At 72.9% G+C, this 16,730-nt stretch carries 15 protein-coding genes; 6 read left to right on the top strand and 9 right to left on the bottom strand.

The window, feature by feature from the left end; all coding sequences use genetic code 11:
• The first annotated feature begins 62 nt into the window (after positions 1-62).
• On the top strand, positions 63-959 hold the full coding sequence (locus tag ABZX75_RS27210; RefSeq protein ID WP_355414986.1) for a DUF4231 domain-containing protein: 897 nt from the start codon (positions 63-65) through the stop codon (positions 957-959).
• Positions 960-1,029: 70 nt separating this feature from the next.
• On the opposite strand, the gene ABZX75_RS27205 is transcribed toward ABZX75_RS27210, so the two are convergent.
• The 4 genes from ABZX75_RS27205 to ABZX75_RS27190 form a co-directional block, all read right to left on the bottom strand.
• A complete protein-coding gene (locus tag ABZX75_RS27205) occupies positions 1,030-1,509 on the bottom strand; it encodes a hypothetical protein (RefSeq protein WP_355414984.1) in 480 nt (159 codons plus the stop codon).
• Positions 1,510-1,606: 97 nt separating this feature from the next.
• The gene (locus ABZX75_RS27200) at positions 1,607-2,452 is read right to left on the bottom strand and encodes a S1 family peptidase (protein WP_355415008.1); all 846 of its coding nucleotides are present in this window, start codon (positions 2,450-2,452) and stop codon (positions 1,607-1,609) included.
• Between the two features lie 173 nt (positions 2,453-2,625).
• Positions 2,626-3,441 (bottom strand): DUF1684 domain-containing protein, encoded by an 816-nt coding sequence (locus tag ABZX75_RS27195; RefSeq protein ID WP_355414982.1) that lies wholly within the window; start codon positions 3,439-3,441, stop codon positions 2,626-2,628.
• 78 nt (positions 3,442-3,519) lie between these two features.
• Positions 3,520-4,761, bottom strand: coding sequence for a DUF5685 family protein (locus ABZX75_RS27190; protein WP_355414980.1), 1,242 nt, complete (start codon positions 4,759-4,761; stop codon positions 3,520-3,522).
• Positions 4,762-5,047: 286 nt separating this feature from the next.
• On the opposite strand from ABZX75_RS27190, the gene sepF reads away from it, so the two are divergent.
• On the top strand, positions 5,048-5,497 hold the full coding sequence (sepF, locus tag ABZX75_RS27185) for a cell division protein SepF (RefSeq protein ID WP_355414978.1): 450 nt from the start codon (positions 5,048-5,050) through the stop codon (positions 5,495-5,497).
• 9 nt (positions 5,498-5,506) lie between these two features.
• On the opposite strand, the gene ABZX75_RS27180 is transcribed toward sepF, so the two are convergent.
• Together ABZX75_RS27180 and ABZX75_RS27175 are read right to left on the bottom strand one after the other, a co-directional pair.
• On the bottom strand, positions 5,507-6,679 hold the full coding sequence (locus ABZX75_RS27180; protein ID WP_355414976.1) for an acyl-CoA dehydrogenase family protein: 1,173 nt from the start codon (positions 6,677-6,679) through the stop codon (positions 5,507-5,509).
• 619 nt (positions 6,680-7,298) lie between these two features.
• Positions 7,299-9,029 carry an MFS transporter gene (locus ABZX75_RS27175; RefSeq protein ID WP_355414973.1) on the bottom strand — a complete coding sequence of 577 codons (1,731 nt, stop codon included), beginning with the start codon at positions 9,027-9,029 and terminating at the stop codon, positions 7,299-7,301.
• A 288-nt stretch (positions 9,030-9,317) separates the two neighbouring features.
• Here ABZX75_RS27175 and ABZX75_RS27170 point away from each other — a divergent pair, with 288 nt between their 5' ends.
• Together ABZX75_RS27170 and ABZX75_RS27165 are read left to right on the top strand one after the other, a co-directional pair.
• Positions 9,318-10,427 (top strand): glycosyltransferase family 39 protein, encoded by a 1,110-nt coding sequence (locus ABZX75_RS27170; protein WP_355414971.1) that lies wholly within the window; start codon positions 9,318-9,320, stop codon positions 10,425-10,427.
• A gap of 271 nt (positions 10,428-10,698) precedes the next feature.
• Positions 10,699-11,817 carry a phosphatase PAP2 family protein gene (locus tag ABZX75_RS27165; protein WP_355414969.1) on the top strand — a complete coding sequence of 373 codons (1,119 nt, stop codon included), beginning with the start codon at positions 10,699-10,701 and terminating at the stop codon, positions 11,815-11,817.
• A 324-nt stretch (positions 11,818-12,141) separates the two neighbouring features.
• Here the strand turns inward: ABZX75_RS27165 and ABZX75_RS27160 are convergent, their stop codons facing one another.
• From ABZX75_RS27160 to ABZX75_RS27150, 3 genes are all read right to left on the bottom strand, one after another.
• Positions 12,142-13,122 (bottom strand): YafY family protein, encoded by a 981-nt coding sequence (locus ABZX75_RS27160; protein ID WP_355414967.1) that lies wholly within the window; start codon positions 13,120-13,122, stop codon positions 12,142-12,144.
• A 143-nt stretch (positions 13,123-13,265) separates the two neighbouring features.
• Positions 13,266-13,805 carry a hypothetical protein gene (locus ABZX75_RS27155; protein WP_355414965.1) on the bottom strand — a complete coding sequence of 180 codons (540 nt, stop codon included), beginning with the start codon at positions 13,803-13,805 and terminating at the stop codon, positions 13,266-13,268.
• A 263-nt stretch (positions 13,806-14,068) separates the two neighbouring features.
• On the bottom strand, positions 14,069-14,929 hold the full coding sequence (locus ABZX75_RS27150; protein ID WP_355414963.1) for a transglycosylase family protein: 861 nt from the start codon (positions 14,927-14,929) through the stop codon (positions 14,069-14,071).
• Between the two features lie 334 nt (positions 14,930-15,263).
• Between ABZX75_RS27150 and ABZX75_RS27145 the strand changes: the two genes are divergently transcribed.
• Positions 15,264-16,076, top strand: a complete 813-nt coding sequence (locus ABZX75_RS27145) for a hypothetical protein (protein WP_355414961.1) — start codon at positions 15,264-15,266, stop codon at positions 16,074-16,076.
• 247 nt (positions 16,077-16,323) lie between these two features.
• Entirely contained in the window at positions 16,324-16,722 is a 399-nt protein-coding gene (locus ABZX75_RS27140; RefSeq protein ID WP_355414959.1) for a hypothetical protein, read from the top strand.
• The last annotated feature ends 8 nt before the right edge of the window (positions 16,723-16,730 follow it).

The raw sequence follows: 16,730 nt of genomic DNA, 5'->3' as shown, positions 1-16,730 counted from the left end.
GGGTCGCCGCCGCCCGCCACCCGACTGGGCCCGAACCGCTGGGGGGCGCTGTGACCGACAGCATGACGTTTCGAAACGAGGACCTGCCGGCCCTCTTCCACCACACCGACCAGGCGGCGATCTCCCGGCAGCGGGAGTCGACGCAGGCGACCCGCGGCCAGCTGATCCTGCTCGTCGCGGCCGCGGCGGCCGCCGCGCTGCCCTCGGGGCCGCGGCTGGGCTCGCTGCACGTGTTCGGGCTGCTGAGCGTGCTCGCGTACACGGGGGTACTGGCCGTGGGCGTACGGGCGACCAGGCGCCGGGCCCGGCCGCAGTGGCAGCTCAACCGCAGCGCGGCGGAGTTCATCAAGTCCCTGGCCTGGCGTTACGCCGTGCACGGCATGCCCTTCGGCAGCGACGTCGAGGGGCCGGAGGCGACGTACCGGACGCGGCTGGAGGCGGGCCTGGACGAGCTGCGCAAGATGGGCTGGGAGGATCCGCGGACCGCCGGGACGGTGCCGGAGGGCGGGGAGATCACCGGCGCGATGCAGCGGCTGCGCGGGCTGGGCTACCACGTGCGGCGGGAGACGTACGTCCGGGACCGGCTGATCGAGCAGCGCAACTGGTACCGGCGGCGGACGGAGGTGTCCCGGCGGGCGACGGCCCTGTGGTCGTGGACGATCGTGCTGCTGACCTGCCTGGCCCTGCTGTTCGCGCTGCTGGGGACGTTCGGTTCGGGTCCGGGGCCGAAGCTGACGGGGCTGCTGAGCGCGGCCGCCGCGGCGGGCATCGCCTGGAACGAGGTGCGCCGCCACCATCCGCTGATCGAGGCGCACACCCTGATCGAGCAGGATCTGGCGGCGATGATGGTCGTGATGCAGACGACCATCACCGAGTCGCAGTGGCCGTCGGCGGTCTACGAGACCGAGCGGTACGTCTCGCCGCAGCACACGGACTGGCTGGCGCGGCACAGCAGTTGACCTGCGGCCGGATGGAGCGGGGGCGGAGCGGAACGGGGAACGGAGCAGGGAATGGAGCCAGGGGCGTGGCTCAGGTCCGGGTCACGCCCTCGCGCCAGATGACGGTGACCGGCTTGCCGAGGGTGCGCGCGTAGGCGACGATCTCGGCGGTGCCGCCGTGCCCGCGGGCGGGGAGCCCGTCCCAGACGGCGACGAGCCGGTCACAGGAGTCGGCGATGTAGGTTCCGGCCGCGTAGTAGGCCTCGTCCGTGGAGCGGGCGAAGTCCATCCGGACCTCCTGGGTGGCCAGGTGCTTGAGGCGCCGGTAGCCGGCCAGGGCCTCGGCATCCTCGAAGCCCTCCTCGTAGTCCCCGCTGGGGATCACCACGGTGAGGTCGGCGCCGCACTCCAGGGCGATGGCGGCAAACAGCTGGTCCGCTCCCTCGGCGAGGCTGGAGAGCGCCTCCAACGGCCCTTCGTGGCCGCCCAGTACGGCCCGGAGGCTGCTCTCCACATGACCGAGCACCTCGCCCGGAATGGACCGGTGCCCGGTCACGCCGATGCGTTTCATACGGAAGCCTGCCTCCCCCGTGGACACGGACACCCTGGACATCCTCCCAGAAGGCGGAAGGACGTCCAGGGGTGCGACGGGGGCGCGTGGGTTACCGTCAGTAGACGCTGACCCCGTAGGCGTTGAGGGCCTCGACCACGGGCTGGAAGAAGGTGGTGCCGCCGGAGGAGCAGTTGCCGCTGCCGCCGGAGGTGAGACCGACCGCGCGGGTTCCGGAGTAGAGCGGGCCACCGCTGTCGCCGGGTTCGGCGCAGACGTTGGTGCGGATCATGCCGTAGACGATGTCGCCGCCGCCGTAGTTGACGGTGGCGTTGAGGCCGGTCACCGAGCCGCTGTGGGTGCCGGTGGTGGAGCCGCGGCGCTTGACGGACATCCCGACGGTGGCGTTGACGGCGCTGCTGATGTCCTGGCTGCCGACGGTCCCCGGCGGGACGGGGGAGTTGCTGGCGTACTTGACCAGGCCGTAGTCGTTGTTGGGGAAACTGGAGCCGGCGGTCGAGCCCAGTACGGTGGTGCGGGCGGAGTTGCTCCACCAGGTGCCTGCGCCGTCGGTGCAGTGGCCTGCGGTCAGTGCGTAGTACGTGGACCCGCTGCGCACGTTGAAGCCGAGCGAACAGCGCCAGCTCGACGCGTAGATCGCGTCGCCGCCGGAGAGCAGCTTGGTCAGTTTGCCCGGGGTGCGCTCGATGCGCAGGGCCCCGGCCTCGGCACCGGCCTCGCGCTTGATTCTCGCGAGGTCGGCGGCGGAGACGGTGGAGTCCGCGGTGACCACGAGGGTCCCGGTGGCGGGGTCGGTGTGCCAGGCGGTGCCGGCCACGTCGGCGCGCAGGACGGAGGCCCCGGCCGCGGCGAGCCGGTCGGCGCTGAAACCGCTGTCCTTTGCGTCGGCGTTCGCCACGGTGGGTGCGGCGAGGGCCGCGACGGCGGCCAGGCCGGTGGCCATCGCGAGCAGCCTGGTACGGGTGATGCTCTTGATCCTCACTTCTCGTCCTCCGGAAAGGTTCGGGGGCCCGGCGATCGTGGGGGTGCCGTAGCCCGTGAGGCGCGGCCGGGAGCACGGCGGGCGCATGAATTTCCGCCGTGCCCCTGACAAGCACTGTCGGGAGTGTGCGGGCGTCAGATACCGGTCGCAAGGGCGGCTTTCAGCCGCCGCTCGCCTGCTGCCACCGCGAAGGGCAGCGTGTTGCCGGCTGGTGGGAAGGGGCAGATGAAGTGTTCCGCGAAGGCGCAGGGCGGCAGCAGGGCCCGGTTGAGGTCCACGGGGATCGAGCCGTCCCCGGCCGGAATGCCGGGCCGCAGAAAACGGAAGCGGTAGCTGGAGCGGCCGCCGGTGGCATCGCCGAAGACCGCCCACAGGCTGCCGTCACCCTCGTCGACAGCGGCCTGGAGGGTGTGCCGGACACCCTCGAAGGGGAAGCTCAGCTCACCGCCGAGGCCGAGCCCGCGGGCGCGCCCGTCCGCGTTCTCCACCTGGACCGTCCGGTGCTCGCCGTACGGCCGGAATCGCCCCGGCAGCGCGAAGGCCGGAGCATACGGAGTGGCCTCGATGCCGGTGAAGGCCCGGCGGGCCCCGGAGGCGGGGTCGAAGACGCGCACCGCCCACTCGCCTTCGCGCCGGATCACGACGAGCCGCACCTTGCCCACGGTGAGCCGGGAGTGGGCGGGCGGACTCTCGTCTGCGGCGAGTACGGTGTCACCGGTGAAGGGCTCGCCGTCGAGACGGAGGCCGTCCCCGGCCGCCGCGGTCAGCGCCACACCGGCACCAGTCGGGCGCCAGCGCCCCGGAACGGCCGGAATTCGACCTTCCGGGTACTCGGCGAGCCAATGGGTGCCCGTCAGCGCGAGGGGCCCGTAGGAGGCGGAGACGGTGGCCACCCGTTGCTCGTGCCATTTCCGCCAGGCGGCCCCTGGATCCTCTGCGTCATCGCTCATGCCGCTCACCCCTTCCACACCGGCCCGGACGGGAACCCCCGGGTACGCCGTCCGGCCCTGTGCGCGGCTGAGGGGGGATCAGCAGCCGTCGCAGGGGCAGCAGTCACAGCAGTCGCAGGCGTCGCACCAGGGGTCCCGCTTCTTCCGGGACCACGGACCCTCGTGCTCGGTGCAGCAGATCTGGCAGGTGCAGAACAGCCCGATGGCCACCGCGCAGCCGGCGAGCAGCCCGCGGCGCGGCTTGCGCGGAGGGTGCCCGCCCCCGGTACCACCCCCCGGACCCATGGGCGGCGGCATCCCCGGACCGCCGGGCCCTCCGGGGGCTCCGCCGCCGTACGGAGCTCCGCCGTAGGGGTTCTGGCCCGGCGGGTTCTGGCCGTAGGGGTTGTGGCCCGGCGGGTTCTGGCCGTAGGGGCTCTGGCCCTGCCCGGCGGAGGCCGTCCCGGTGTGGCCGTGCCCGCAGCCGCTGGTCCCGAAGGCCCGGTCCACCGAGGTGCGCAGCTCGTGCACCAGCAGCCGGTGGGCCAGTCCCGCGTCCGCGAACTCGACTTCGCGCAGCGCCAGCCGGATCCCCTGGAGGGCGTCGTCGCACAGCCTTCTGGCCTCGGTGAGGGAGGTCCCGGTGGCGGTGAGCGGGTTCCAGGCTCCCGCCGCGGCGTCCGCGGCCCGGTCCTCCACGGCGTCCAGCAGGTGCGCCAGCCGGCCGAAGTACCGGCCCGCCTCGGCGAGTGCGGGGGCGTTGTCCGGCCGTCCGGCCAGTTGCGCGGTATGCGCGAAGGCGGCGGCCGTCGCGGTCTCGGTCGGCTCCGTCACCACGAGCACGGGCGTACCCGGGCCGGCCAGCGTCTCGATGCCCGTCTGCCGGTCCACGGCGTCGACGAGCACCGCCGTGTCGAAGCCGAGCGAGGCCCCGGTGCGGGCACCGGCCCGGTCCCAGCCGCGGGCCACCTTGCGCGCGGCGGCGGCGATGGGGGCGCGGGCCAACAGGCCGTCCCGGTCGGCCACGTGGTCCCGCACCTTGGCGGAGGCCAGGACGAGCGAGACCGCGGCCGCGAGCCGAGCGCCTTCACCGTTGGCCACCGGGGCGGTGCGCATTCCGCGCAGTGGACAGGGTCCCGCGGTCCGCCGGGCGCCGGGAGCGGGACCGGACTGAGCCTCCGTCAGAACGGAGACGAGCAACCCGTCGTAGTTGGTGACGATCCTGGCGAACTGGCCGTGGTCCCCCCGAAGTGCCAGGCACAGCCCGCAAAGATGGGCCATCCACTCCGTCTTGAACCTGTCCCCCAGCCGGTGCGTGCAAGGCCTGACGATGCCGAACAAATCTGCTTCCCCCGTGTGTCATACGCATGCCTGCCGGGCATCGTATCGAGCCGTGTCCTTCACCCGTACGCCCCCACCGGCCACCCGTACGGAGGCACCAGTCGTATTTTCACTCAGTCAGCAGTACTAGCCACCAAATTCCTTGACGGTGCAACGGATGTTCTGCACCAGTACCGTCACGAAAACCCTGCGCGGCGACTATCCACTTGGCGCGTTGTCAGCATCATGGACGACCATAGGGGCAGCGGAGAGAAGACAGATGACCGCACGGTGAAAGGAGGCGTCCATGGGTTCGGTGCGCAAGGCGAGTGCCTGGCTTGGTCTCGTGGAAGACAGCGACGACGAGCGTTACTACGACGACGACTACGCGGAGGCGGCTCAGGGCTCGGTGGCCGGACCCGGCGAGCAGTGGGTCACCGACCCCCGCGTCAGGGTGGCCTCCGAGTCGGCGGTCGACCAGGGCCGCCGGATCGCGACGGTCACCCCGGACGGCTTCCGTGACGCGCGTGGCATCGGCGAGCTGTTCCGCGAGGGCGTCCCGGTGATCGTGAACCTGTCGTCGATGGACCCGAGCGACGCGAAGCGCGTGGTCGACTTCGCGGCCGGACTGACCTTCGGGCTGCGCGGATCGATCGAGCGGGTGGCGACCAGGGTCTTCCTGCTGACCCCGGCCGACACCCAGGTGGTGAACGGCGAGCCCGGCGGCCGCTCACGCGACTTCTTCAACCAGAGCTGAGCAGGGCCCTCACCGGAAGGCGTCCAGCCCGGTGAGCGCCTTACCCAGCACCAGCTGGTGCATCTCGACGGTGCCCTCGTAGGTGAGGACCGATTCGAGGTTGGTGGCGTGCCGCATGACGGGATATTCGAGGGAGATCCCGTTGGCACCCAGGACGGTCCGCGCGGTCCGACAGATCTCGATGGCCTCGCGGACGTTGTTGAGCTTGCCGAAGCTGATCTGCTCCGGCCGCAGGGTGCCCGCGTCCATCCGCCGGCCCAGGTGGTGGGCGAGCAGGATCCCCTTGTGGAGCTCCAGCGCCATGTCCGCGAGCTTGGCCTGCGTGAGCTGGAAGCCGCCGATCGGCTTTCCGAACTGCTCCCGCGTCTTCGCGTAGCCGAGCGCGGACTCGAAACTGGCGCGCGCCGCGCCCATGGCTCCCCAGATGATCCCGTACCGCGCGTGGCTGAGGCAGCCGAGCGGACCCTTGAGGCCGGTGACCTCCGGAAGGACCGCGTCCGCGGGCAGCCGTACGTCGTCCAGCACCAGCTCGCTGGTCACGGAGGCGCGCAGCGACCACTTGTGCTTGATCTCCGGTGCGCAGAAGCCGGCGGTGTCGGTGGGCACCGCGAACCCGCGGATCCCCTCGTCGGTCTGCGCCCAGACCACGGCGACCGCCGCGACGGAACCATTGGTGATCCACATCTTGCGGCCGTTCAGCACCCAGTCGCCGCCGTCCCGCTTCGCGTGGGTACGCATGGCGGCGGGGTCGGAGCCGACGTCGGGCTCGGTCAGCCCGAAGCAGCCGATCAGCTCGCCGGCGGCCATGCCGGGCAGCCAGCGCTGCTTCTGCTCCTCGGAGCCGTACTTCCAGATCGCGTACATGGCGAGGGAACCCTGTACGGAGACCAGCGAGCGGATGCCGGAGTCGGCGGCCTCCAGCTCCAGGCAGGCGAGGCCGTACTGGACCGCGCTGGCGCCCGCGCACCCGTAGCCGGTCAGCGACATCCCGAGCGCCCCGAGCGCGCCGAGCTCCCGGGCCAGCTCCCGGATGCCGGGGAGCTCGCCGCTCTCGTACCACTCGGCGATGTGCGGCAGGACGCGGTCGGCGGCCCAGCCGCGGACGGAGTCACGGATGGCGAGGTCCTCGGGGCCGAGGAGCTCGTCGAGCCCGAGCGGATCGTGGGGCAGGAACGCGGACACGGGGCCTCCCGGCGGCCTGAGTCGGTCGGAGCCCTGCCGTGGGCGGCCTGACGGCCGCCTGCTGCGGGGTGGCTGCGCGGGCCGTCCGCTGCGGGTCGGCAGCCTGCGCGGCCGGGCCCGGCGGGCAGAACCTGGCAGCGCGGGTCGTGCGCTGCACTGCGGACGCTAGACGCCAAGATCCCCCTCGTCCACCCCCACCCCCCGGGGGGAGGCACCGCGCGAAGTCCGACCCGCCCCTCACCCCACCGCCGACCGACGACCCCCCACCCTCAGCCCTGTCGGCGTTCGAGGCGCCCCTCACCCCCACCGGAAGCGAAGCCCCGCTCCTCAGCGCTCACGATGCCGCACACGGCCCGGCACCGAGCCCACCCTCAGCTCCATCGCCGTTCGGGGCGCCTCACCCCCGCCGAACTTGAGGCGCGGGGTCGAGGGCGGAGCCCCGGTCCTCAGCGCTCACCATGCCGCACAGGCCCCGGAATCGAGCCCATCTTCAGCCCCGCCCGGGGGCACCTCGCAGCGGTAGCTGGGGGAGTTTGAGGTGCGGGGTCCGGGGCGGAGCCCCGGCAGGGGCGGCGCAGCGGCGCTCGGCCCCCGGCGGGAGGGGCCGAGCGAGCAGGGGTCAGCTCGGACGGCCCGACAGGCTGCCCGCGGCCGGGTCCGGATGGGCCGGGGCGGGGATCCTCGCGGCGCGCGGCGCAGCCGGACCGGCAGCCGGTCCGGCAGCCGACTCGGCACTCGGCTCCGCGGACGTCTGCGCCGGGAGCCGTACCGCCTCGCCCTCGGCCTCGGCCTCCCCGCACTCCATCACCCGCGGCAGCTTCAGCGCCATCACCGCCCCCGCCAGCAGCAGCCCCGCGCTGACCAGCAGGGTGACGTGCAGCCCGTACACGAAGGAGTGCCGGGCCGCGGCGTAGAGGGATTCGCCCGCCGGTCCGCCGAGGTGCGCGGCGATCTGGTAGGCCTCGCCCAGCGAGTTCCCCGCGCCCGCCGAGTCGGCCTCCGACACCCCCGGCACTCCCACGAGCCCCGGCGCGTACGCGGCGTTCATGACGCTGCCCAGCAGCGCGATGCCCATGCCCGCGCCGAGCTGGTACGAGGTCTCGCCGATCGAGGCCGCGCCGCCCGCGGTGGCGGCCGGTGCCTCGCTCAGCATGGACTCGTACGCGGCGAAGAGCGTGGTCTGGAGCCCGAAGCCGAGCAGGACGAAGCCGACGGTGAGCAGCACGGGCCGGTCCTGCTGGCCCATGAACGTCAGCAGCAGCACGGCGAACGCGGTCAGCAGGAAGCCCAGCGAGACCATCTTGCGCGGGCCGACCCGCGCCAGGGTGTAGGACCCGGTGGCGCCCGCGGCCATGGCGGCGAAGGTGAGCGGCAGCAGCCGCAGGCCGGTCTCCAGCGGGCTGAGGTGCAGCACCAGCTGGAGGTACTGGACGGCGATCAGCTCCAGGCCGACGAGGGCCAGCATGGCGAGCACGATGCAGCCGACGGAGGTCGAGAAGGCAACGCGGGAGAACATCCGCATGTCGATGAGCGGATGCGGACGCCGCTTCTGGCGCCGCACGAAGAGGATGAGCAGGGCGGCACCGATCGCCAGCGGGACCAGCGCCTGCGGGTCGAGCAGGTCCCGCTCGGCTCCCAGCCGCTTGACCCCGAGTACCGATCCGAGCACGCCGGCGGCGGCCGTCAGCGCGCCGACCACGTCCCAGGGCCCGTTCGAGGATCCCTTGGACTCGGGCAGCAGCCAGCGGCCGAGGGGCAGGATCAGGGCCATCAGCGGGATGTTGATGAGGAAGACCGAGCCCCACCAGTAGTGCTGGACGAGGAAGCCGCCGAGTACGGGGCCGCTGGCGGCTCCGATGGCGGCGACGGCCGTCCAGATGCCGATGGCGAGGGCCCGCTCCCGCCGGTCGGGGAAGACCTGGCGCAGGATCGACAGGGTGGCGGGCATGATCATCGCGCCGCCGATGCCGAGCAGGGCGCGGGCGGCGATGAGGACCTGGGCGTTGTCGGCGAGGGCCGCGATGGCGGAGGCCACGCCGAAGAGTCCGTAGCCGAGGAGGAGGACGCGGCGGCGGCCGACCCGGTCGCCGAGGGTGCCGAAGAGGATCAGCAGTGCGGCGCAGACCAGCGGGTAGGCGTCGACGATCCAGAGGAGTTCGATCGAGCCGGGGCGCAGGTCCTCGGTGAGGGAGGGGACGGCGACGTGCAGGATCGTCGCGTCGAGCGCGACGAGGACCAGGCTGACGCACAGGACCGCCAGCACGAGCCAGCGGTTCGCCCCGCCGGAGGCCGCGTGGAGCCGCTGCCAGGGGGAAGGGTTCCTGTCGCCGACCACGTTCGTCCCCGACATGCATGTACCTCCCAGGTGATCCCTCGCGCTCGGCGGACCAGCGTCGTCTGGAGCCACGGGGAGTGTTGCGCTCTGCGGCTTCCTACGGGGTCCGGCATCGACACACGAGTTGAACGGTCAGCGTACGCGAGTTCGCCTGTCCGACACGTGGTCAAGCTCTCATCACGGCGGCGGCGGCGGTGTGGTGTACGCCACTCGCCCCACACCCTCCTTCCCCCCTGTACACGCACGCTCACGGCACGTGGTTCTCGATCGGTCCGCGAGCCCCCGCCCCCGATAATCATGCCCGTGAAAGATCTTGGATTTCGCCGGGCCGCGCCCGCGCTGGCCGTCTTCGCGGCGGTCCGGCTGCTCGGGCTGGCCGTGCTCGGCGGATGGGGGGCGGCCGTCGGCAGCAGCCCGCACACGCTGTTGTCGGCCCGCTGGGACTCGCTCTGGTACGCACGCGTCGCCGCCGAGGGGTACGGGTACGAGGTGGTCCTCCCGAACGGGGACGTCCACTCCAATCTGGCCTTCTTCCCGCTGCTTCCCTGGCTGGAGCGGGTGGTGGCGGCCGCGTCCGGGCTCTCGTACGGCTCCGCGGGCCTGGTGGTGTCGGCGGTCGCGGGGCTCGCCGCCGCCTGGGGGATCTTCGCGGTGGCCGATCTCCTCCACGGCCGCCGGGCCGGGGTGCTGGCGGTCGCGGCCTGGGCCGCGCTGCCCGTCGGCATCGTGCAGTCCATGGCGTACAGCGAGTCGCTGTTCACCGCGCTGGCGGTCTGGGCGCTGTACGGGGCCCTGCGCGGCCGGTGGCTGACGGCGGGGCTGCTCGCGGCCGGGGCGGGACTGACCCGCCCGGTCGGTGCGGCGGTGGTCGCGGCGGTGTGGGTGGCCGTCCTCGTGGCCCGGCGGCGCGGGGAGCGGTCCTGGCGGCTGGCCGGCGGCGCGCTGCTGGCTCCGCTGGGAGCCGGGGCGTACGTGCTGTGGGTCGGCGCGCACACCGGGGAGGGCCTGTTCGGGTACCTGGACGTGCAGGGCGGCTGGGGCAACGGCTTCGACGGGGGCTGGGCCTTCGCCCGGTTCATCGGGGCGAAGCTGGCGTCGTCGGCGTTCGCGGCCGGGGTCGGGCTGCTCGCCGGAGTCGCGCTGGTGCTGTGGCTGTACGGGCGGTGCGTACGGCAGCGGCAGCCCGCGCCGTTGCTCGTGTACTGCGGGATCGTCGTGGCACTGGCGCTGTGCGCGTCCGGGTACTTCGGCTCCAAGCCCCGGCTGCTGCTGCCGGCGTTCCCGCTGCTGCTGCCGGTCGCCGTGGCGATGGCCCGGTGGAGCACCCGCCGGGCGGCCCTGGTGCTGGGCGCGGTGTCCGTGGCGTCGGCGGTCTACGGGGCGTTCTGGCTGAACGGCTCGGGGCCTCCGTAGGACGCGTCGACCGGGCGCACCGACCGGGCGCACCGACCGACATAACGGAATAGATCATTCCTATTCCTCTTCGAGCAAGGGAATCGACCTTGACCGATAAAGCCCGGTTAAGTCTGCGGGGTGAATTCCGGGACGGTGGATCGGACCTGCTCCAAGGACTGCCGAAATACCGTGAATTAAGTCCCGCGTGAGACCAACTCCACATCACATGGTCATCACAAAGCCCGCGGTTCGCCCGGGTCGCCCATCGACGCGCGGTAACGTCGATTGAGTGCGTACCGACCAAATCCCGGCCCGTCTGGAGCGGGTCTTCGCCCGACTGGACCGGGAACCAGAGCGACCGGCTCATCTGCAAACCCCGCAGATGAGCCGGCACCGCGTCGTGCTCCTGGGATCGACCCTCGTGTTCTATCTCGCGATCGTGGTGGCCGTGCTGACCACGTCCTGGCTCGTCCGCCTGGACTGGCAGATCATGTTCTTCCGGCCCTACGAGCAGTGGCCGCAGCTGCACGCCTTCCTCGACTACCTCGTCGTGCTCGGCCAGCGCGGACCCACCGCGGTGATGGTCGCCGCCTGGCTCGGCTGGCGCTCCTGGCGCCAGCACACGCTGCGCCCGCTGATCACCCTCGGCGTGGCGCTGCTGCTGCTCAACATCACCGTCGGGTCGGTCAAGCTCGGCCTCGGCCGGCTCGGCCCGCACTACGCCACCGAGATCGGCTCCGCCGAGCTCTTCGCGGGCGGCGATATATTCCCTTCCGGCCACACCGCCAACGCCGTCGTGACCTGGGGAATCCTGGCCTACCTGGCCTCCACCACGGTCACCCGGCGGGTGCTGTCCGTGGTGTCCGCCGTCGTCTCCCTGAGCGTCGGCGCCACCACCGTGTACCTGGGCACGCACTGGGTCAGCGACGTCCTGCTCGGCTGGTCCGCGGGTCTGCTGATCCTCCTGGCGCTCCCCTGGTTCGAGCCGGTCATCGCCCAGGCCGAGGCCTACGTCTTCGGAGTGCGCGAGCAGCTGCGCCGCCACCTGGAGACCGGGCGCGTGTCCGGACCGGTCGCGGTCGCGCTCACCCCGCTGCTCTCGGCGGGCGGCAAGTGGCAGCTCCAGCTCACCTCCGACGCCGTCGAGGAACCCGCCCCCGCGCCCGCTCCGGCGCCTGCCACGGCCTTGGCGGTCACGGCATCGGCGGCCACCACGGCCGGCGCCCAGAGCGCCGGCCCCGCCGGGCACTCCCCGGCGGCCCGGCCCGCCGCACACCTGGCCGGACGGCCGCACCTGATCCGGTCCGAGCGGACCCCGGTCACGCCCGTCGGCGGCCGCCGCCCGGCGCACGGCGAGCGGGCCGCCACCACCCGCGGGGCCGCCGCCCAGCCGGTCACCGGCGGCTGAACCACAGCCCGCGGGGCGGTACGCACCCCTCCCCCGCGGCACCGAGGCGGGCCCGGTCACCGACCGGGCCCGCCTCGTCCGTTCACGGACCGCCGCCCGGAACCACCGTCAGCGCCACGCCCGGACGTTCGTCCGTCCCGGGTCACACTTGTGTCACGGAATGTCGACAACCGTGGGCCATCTGGGGACAGTCCGCGCAATTGTTTTCCGGGCCGCGACACGCCCTCCGCAGAGATTCTTTGGGATTTCCGCCAATGAACGGGAATTCCGGTCGGACATTTCCACGGCGGTGGACCGGACCAAGGCGAACTCACCTCAGGTTCACTACATTTCCTTCACCGCCGCCGACTCCACGGCCCGCCCCAGGAGATCCCGCGCCGCCTTGATCCGCTCGGTCAGCTCCGGCGGCTCGACGACCTCGAACTCACAGCCGAGCAGCATGACATGAATCACCAGAACATCGAGGTTCACCGCCCCCGTGCGCAGCAGGCAGCTGCTCTCGTCGATCGGCACCAGGGCGCCCGCGCTCGGCCCGATGATCTCTGCCGCCCGCTGCACCGGGATCTTCAGCCGTACCACCGCCCGGGCCGCGTACGCGCGCTGGGCCACGCCCTGGGAGACGTACGCGGCCAGGTCCTCGGCGGGCCCGGGGCGCGGGGTGAACCGCGGGCCGTGCGGCGCTCTGGGCTCGATCCGGTCGGCGCGGAAGGTGCGCCAGGCCTCCCGGTCCAGGTCCCAGGCGACCAGGTACCAGCGCCGCTCGGTGCACACCAGCCGGTGCGGCTCGACGGTGCGGCGCGTGACGTTGCCCTCGTGGTCCCGGTACCCGAAGCGCAGCCGCTCGCTGTCCCGGCAGACGGAGGCGAGCTCGGTCAGGACGGAGGCGTCGACCATGGAACGCTCCGGCCCGCGCAGCATCGGCACCGTGAACTCGTTCAGCGCGGAGACCCGGCGCCGCAGCCGGCCGGGCAGTACCTGTTCGAGCTTCGCGAGGGCCCGTACGGACGCCTCCCCGATCCCCTCGACCCCGTTCCCGGCGGCGGTCCGCAGCCCGACCGCGACGGCCACGGCCTCGTCGTCGTCCAGCAGGAGCGGCGGCAGCTGGGCTCCCGCCCCCAGCTGGTACCCGCCGCCGGTGCCGGGACTGGCGTTCACCGGATACCCGAGCTCCCGCAACCGGTCCACGTCCCGCCGGACCGTACGCGGGGTCACGCCGAGCCGCTCCGCGAGATCTGCCCCGGTCCAGCCGCGGTGGGCCTGCAACAGCGACAGCAGGCGCAACAGTCGTACGGAGGTCTCCAGCATGTCCCGAGTCTGCCAGCGCCCCCGCGGCCGGCCGCCGGAGGGACCGGACCCGCGTCAGGGCCGGTACGGGAGCAGGGGTACGTCGAAGCTGGTGGCGCCTCCGGTCAGGGGGCGCCACCACCAGCAGCAGGGATTCAAGGGATTCAGCAGCCCGGCACCGACGTATTGCCGCTGATCTTGACCAGCGCGCACAGCGTCTTGACCGAGACCTTCCAGACACCGTCCTGGAGGACCGCGGTCCCCTTGCTGCCGGGCAGCGCCGGGGTGCCGCCGACGAGCAGGTCGTACGTCACCTGCGCCTCCTGGGACGAGGTGAAGTCGACGCCGGTCACTTTGGCGGACGACTTGGCGGCATTGGGATCGGCGGCGAAGGCGGTCAGGAGGGGCTTGAGGGTGTCACCGTTCTCCAGCACACCGGCCTTCTGGTCGGTGGAGGCCTCGGGGTCGAAGAAGGTCGTCCAGTTCTTCTCGACCTGCGCCTTGGCGGCCGCCGGGTCGGCGGGCTCGGGCATCTCCGTCGTGGGCACGACGGGCACCACGACCGGTGGTGAGCTCGTACTCGTGCTCGTACCCGTACCGGCCTCGTCTCCGGAATCGGAGGCACATCCCGCGGCGGCGGGTACGAGGAGAAGCACCGCTGCCGCCGCCCACGCGGCGGTGTGGGGGGTTCTGCTCAGGACCATCTGGCTCACCACCGGTGTCCGAGCGAGCCGGTCGGCTCGACGTTTTCAGCGTGGGTGCCTTCCGGGCATAGCGCAAGAAATAGGCGGCCGAGCGCGGCCGAGCGCGTGCCGCCCCTTCCGGTCGGGCCCGGTTGCCCTCGCCCCGCTTCCTGTCGATCCGCTTCCGGTCGGTCCCGTGCCCCGCCCGACCCGCGGGACGGCCCCGCAGTCCAGGTGCCCGCGCTCGCGGTGGTCCTGCCGTCGCTGGTGTCTCGGCGCCGGGCTCACCGCTGCGCACCGACACCACGGTGCTGCTGCTCGACGAGCCCCGGAGTCGCCGACCGGGCGGGAGCGGGCGTCGGGGCAGGCGGCACGGCCACCGGAGGAGCCGTGACCGGAGTGGGGGCGGCGGAACCGGAAGGCGTCGGCGCGGGAACAGCCGGAGGGAGGGTCGACGCCGGTGGAGGAGGAGTAGGCAGAGGTGTAGGAGTGGGCGTGGGCGTGGGAGTCGGTGCGGGCGTAGGAGTCGGTGCGGGCGTAGGAGCGGGAGCGTGGTCGGCCGCGGGCAGCGCCAGCAGCATGCCGGCCGCGAGCCTCTGGGGGGTCTCCCCGATCACCGCCCGGTTCGCCTCGTACAGCGCCTGCCACCCGCCCTTCACCCGGTGCCGACGCGCGATCGACACCAGCGTGTCCCCGCCCCGCACCACATGCATCCGGCCCGCGAGCCCGTACCGCTTCGAGCACACCGGCCACGCTTCCCACCCCTGGGTGCCCAACACGCCCTCAGCGACCCGGATCTGCTGTTCCCGGCTCGCCAGGTCGGCGCGCCGCGCGAAGAGCAGCCCGCCGTACTCCTCCCAGGTCGGCTGCCGGAACTGCAGCCCGCCGTAGAAGCCGTTGCCGGTGTTGACGGCCCATCGCCCGCCGCTCTCGCAGTCGGCCACGCAGTCCCAGGGCCACTCCCCGCCCGGTCCGCAGTCACCGGGCCCGTCCCCGATCACGCCGGACGAGCCGGGGTGCGCCGCACCGGCCGGGCCGGGCGCGGGCGGCGGCGGAGCCGCGGCCGCGCCCGGCGGCAGCACGAGGACCAGCGCGGTGGCGGCGGCGGCCACCGGCGCGGCCCAGCTGTTCCGGAGGTTGGGCATCGGGTCACGCTACGCAGCCCCGCACCGGCTCCCGGACCGCCACGCGGTGTGCCCCCGCGTCCCACCCGGTCGGCCGACGCACCCCGCCTCCCGAAATGACCATCCCCGACTATCAACTGCGCACAAGCAGAAAAGAGTTGGCACGAAAAGGAAGCTCCGATCGGCCGGTTCACTCGTCCGGGGGCCTGGTTCGATTCCGTTCCCTCCAATGGCGTGACCCCGGCCGCCGCTCCCCCGTTGAGCCCGGCGAGCCGGGAACCACCCCGGCCCCGCACGTATGCCGAGACGGGCCGGCCGCACCGGCCGCCCGTCGCCTAGTCCGAGGAGCCACCCCGTGCCGCGCATGCTCGACGTCAGTGATGAGGTACGTGCCGAGATCGGTGACGAAGAAGCCGACAGGCTGCTCGTCGGCGAGGACGCGCCGCGCAGTTACGACTGCACCTCCTGCCGCACCCCGGGCGACCCCGAGAGCGACCGGACCAGCACGGTGCTGTTCGTCGGCGAGGAGACCGCCGTCCTGGCCTTCGCCCACGCCACCTGCATCCCCTCCCAGGTCGTCTCCGTCTCCGAGGAGCAGCTCCAGGGCGCCGTCCGCAGCATCACGAATGACAGCCCGGCCCCCGCCGAGCCCGTCATCGGCGGCGGCCCGCAGAACGTGCCGGGCGGCCAGGCCGTCCTCGGCATCACCAGCGGCCTGGTCCTGATCGGCGGGGAGCTGCACCCGGCCCTGGTGGTCGAGCCGACCGCGCGGATCGCCCGCCCCGGCAGCGACGGCCCCGGCGACGACTTCCTGCCGCTCCTGATCGAGCAGGGCTTCATGCCGGTCACGGACACGGCCGAGGTGCCCTCCGCCCTGAACGGATGGTCGGTCCTGCTCGTCGGCGGCCAGCTGCACGCCGTACTCCAGCCGGGCACCGAGGGCGGCGGTCAGGTCGCCTGGTGGCAGGCGCACCAGGCGCTGTCGGTGACCGAGGGCTGGCGGGCCGCCGTCAACAAGACCCAGCGCGTCCTGATCTACGCCGCCCCGTTCGGCTCGATCGGCCAGCAGCGCCGCGAGGACCTGCTGCGGGACGCTCTGGACAAGGCCGCCGCCGCGGGCAAGCTCGTGGCCGCCTCGATGCCCCTGGCCGGTACGCCGGGCGCCTGAGCCCCTTCGCCTGAGCCCCTTCGGCAGACCCCTTGTCCGGCCCCTTCGGACTCCCAAGTGGCCGTCGGCCCCCGCTCAGGGGGCCCGGCGGCGTGCGCCGGGGGTGCGCGGTCCGTCCCGCGCACCCCCGGCGATCTGCGTTTTCCGCCCGGTCACCCCGCATCCGCAGGGCGCCGGTTTCGTTGGCTGATACGTGCATTCATACGACTCCTCCCGCGCCCCGTCCTACTCGAGCACCGTTCCCCCGATGCGCCCCGCACGGGACCGGGACAGCGCTCCGGCCGCCTCGCACACGCCGATCTACGACACGCTGTACTCGGAGTACCTGCGCGCCTTCCGGGCCCTGCCGGGAGACCGCACGGGCGAAGAGGACCTCGGCTTCACGTCCTTCTCGTACGGCGGCGCGTACAGCGGCGGCACCAGCGGCGGCGCCAGCGGTGCCACCGGCGGCGGCAACGGCTGGAACGGTTCCTCATGGCAGCAGACCGAGAGCTGGCAGCCGTCGTACACCCCGCAGCCGGCGTACTCGTACTCCTACGCCGGCCAGGGCACGGGCGGCCCCGGATACGCCGGCGGGCGACAGCACCAGACCGGGATGCAGCACATCCCGGCGGCCCTGCCGCCCGCTCCGCGCCGGGGCTACTGACCCCGGGA

This window comes from Streptomyces sp. NPDC003038 (genome assembly GCF_040611115.1).
Classification (GTDB): domain Bacteria; phylum Actinomycetota; class Actinomycetes; order Streptomycetales; family Streptomycetaceae; genus Streptomyces.
Note: the sequence above shows the minus strand (reverse complement) of the source record. Positions and strands in the feature narration are given on the sequence as shown.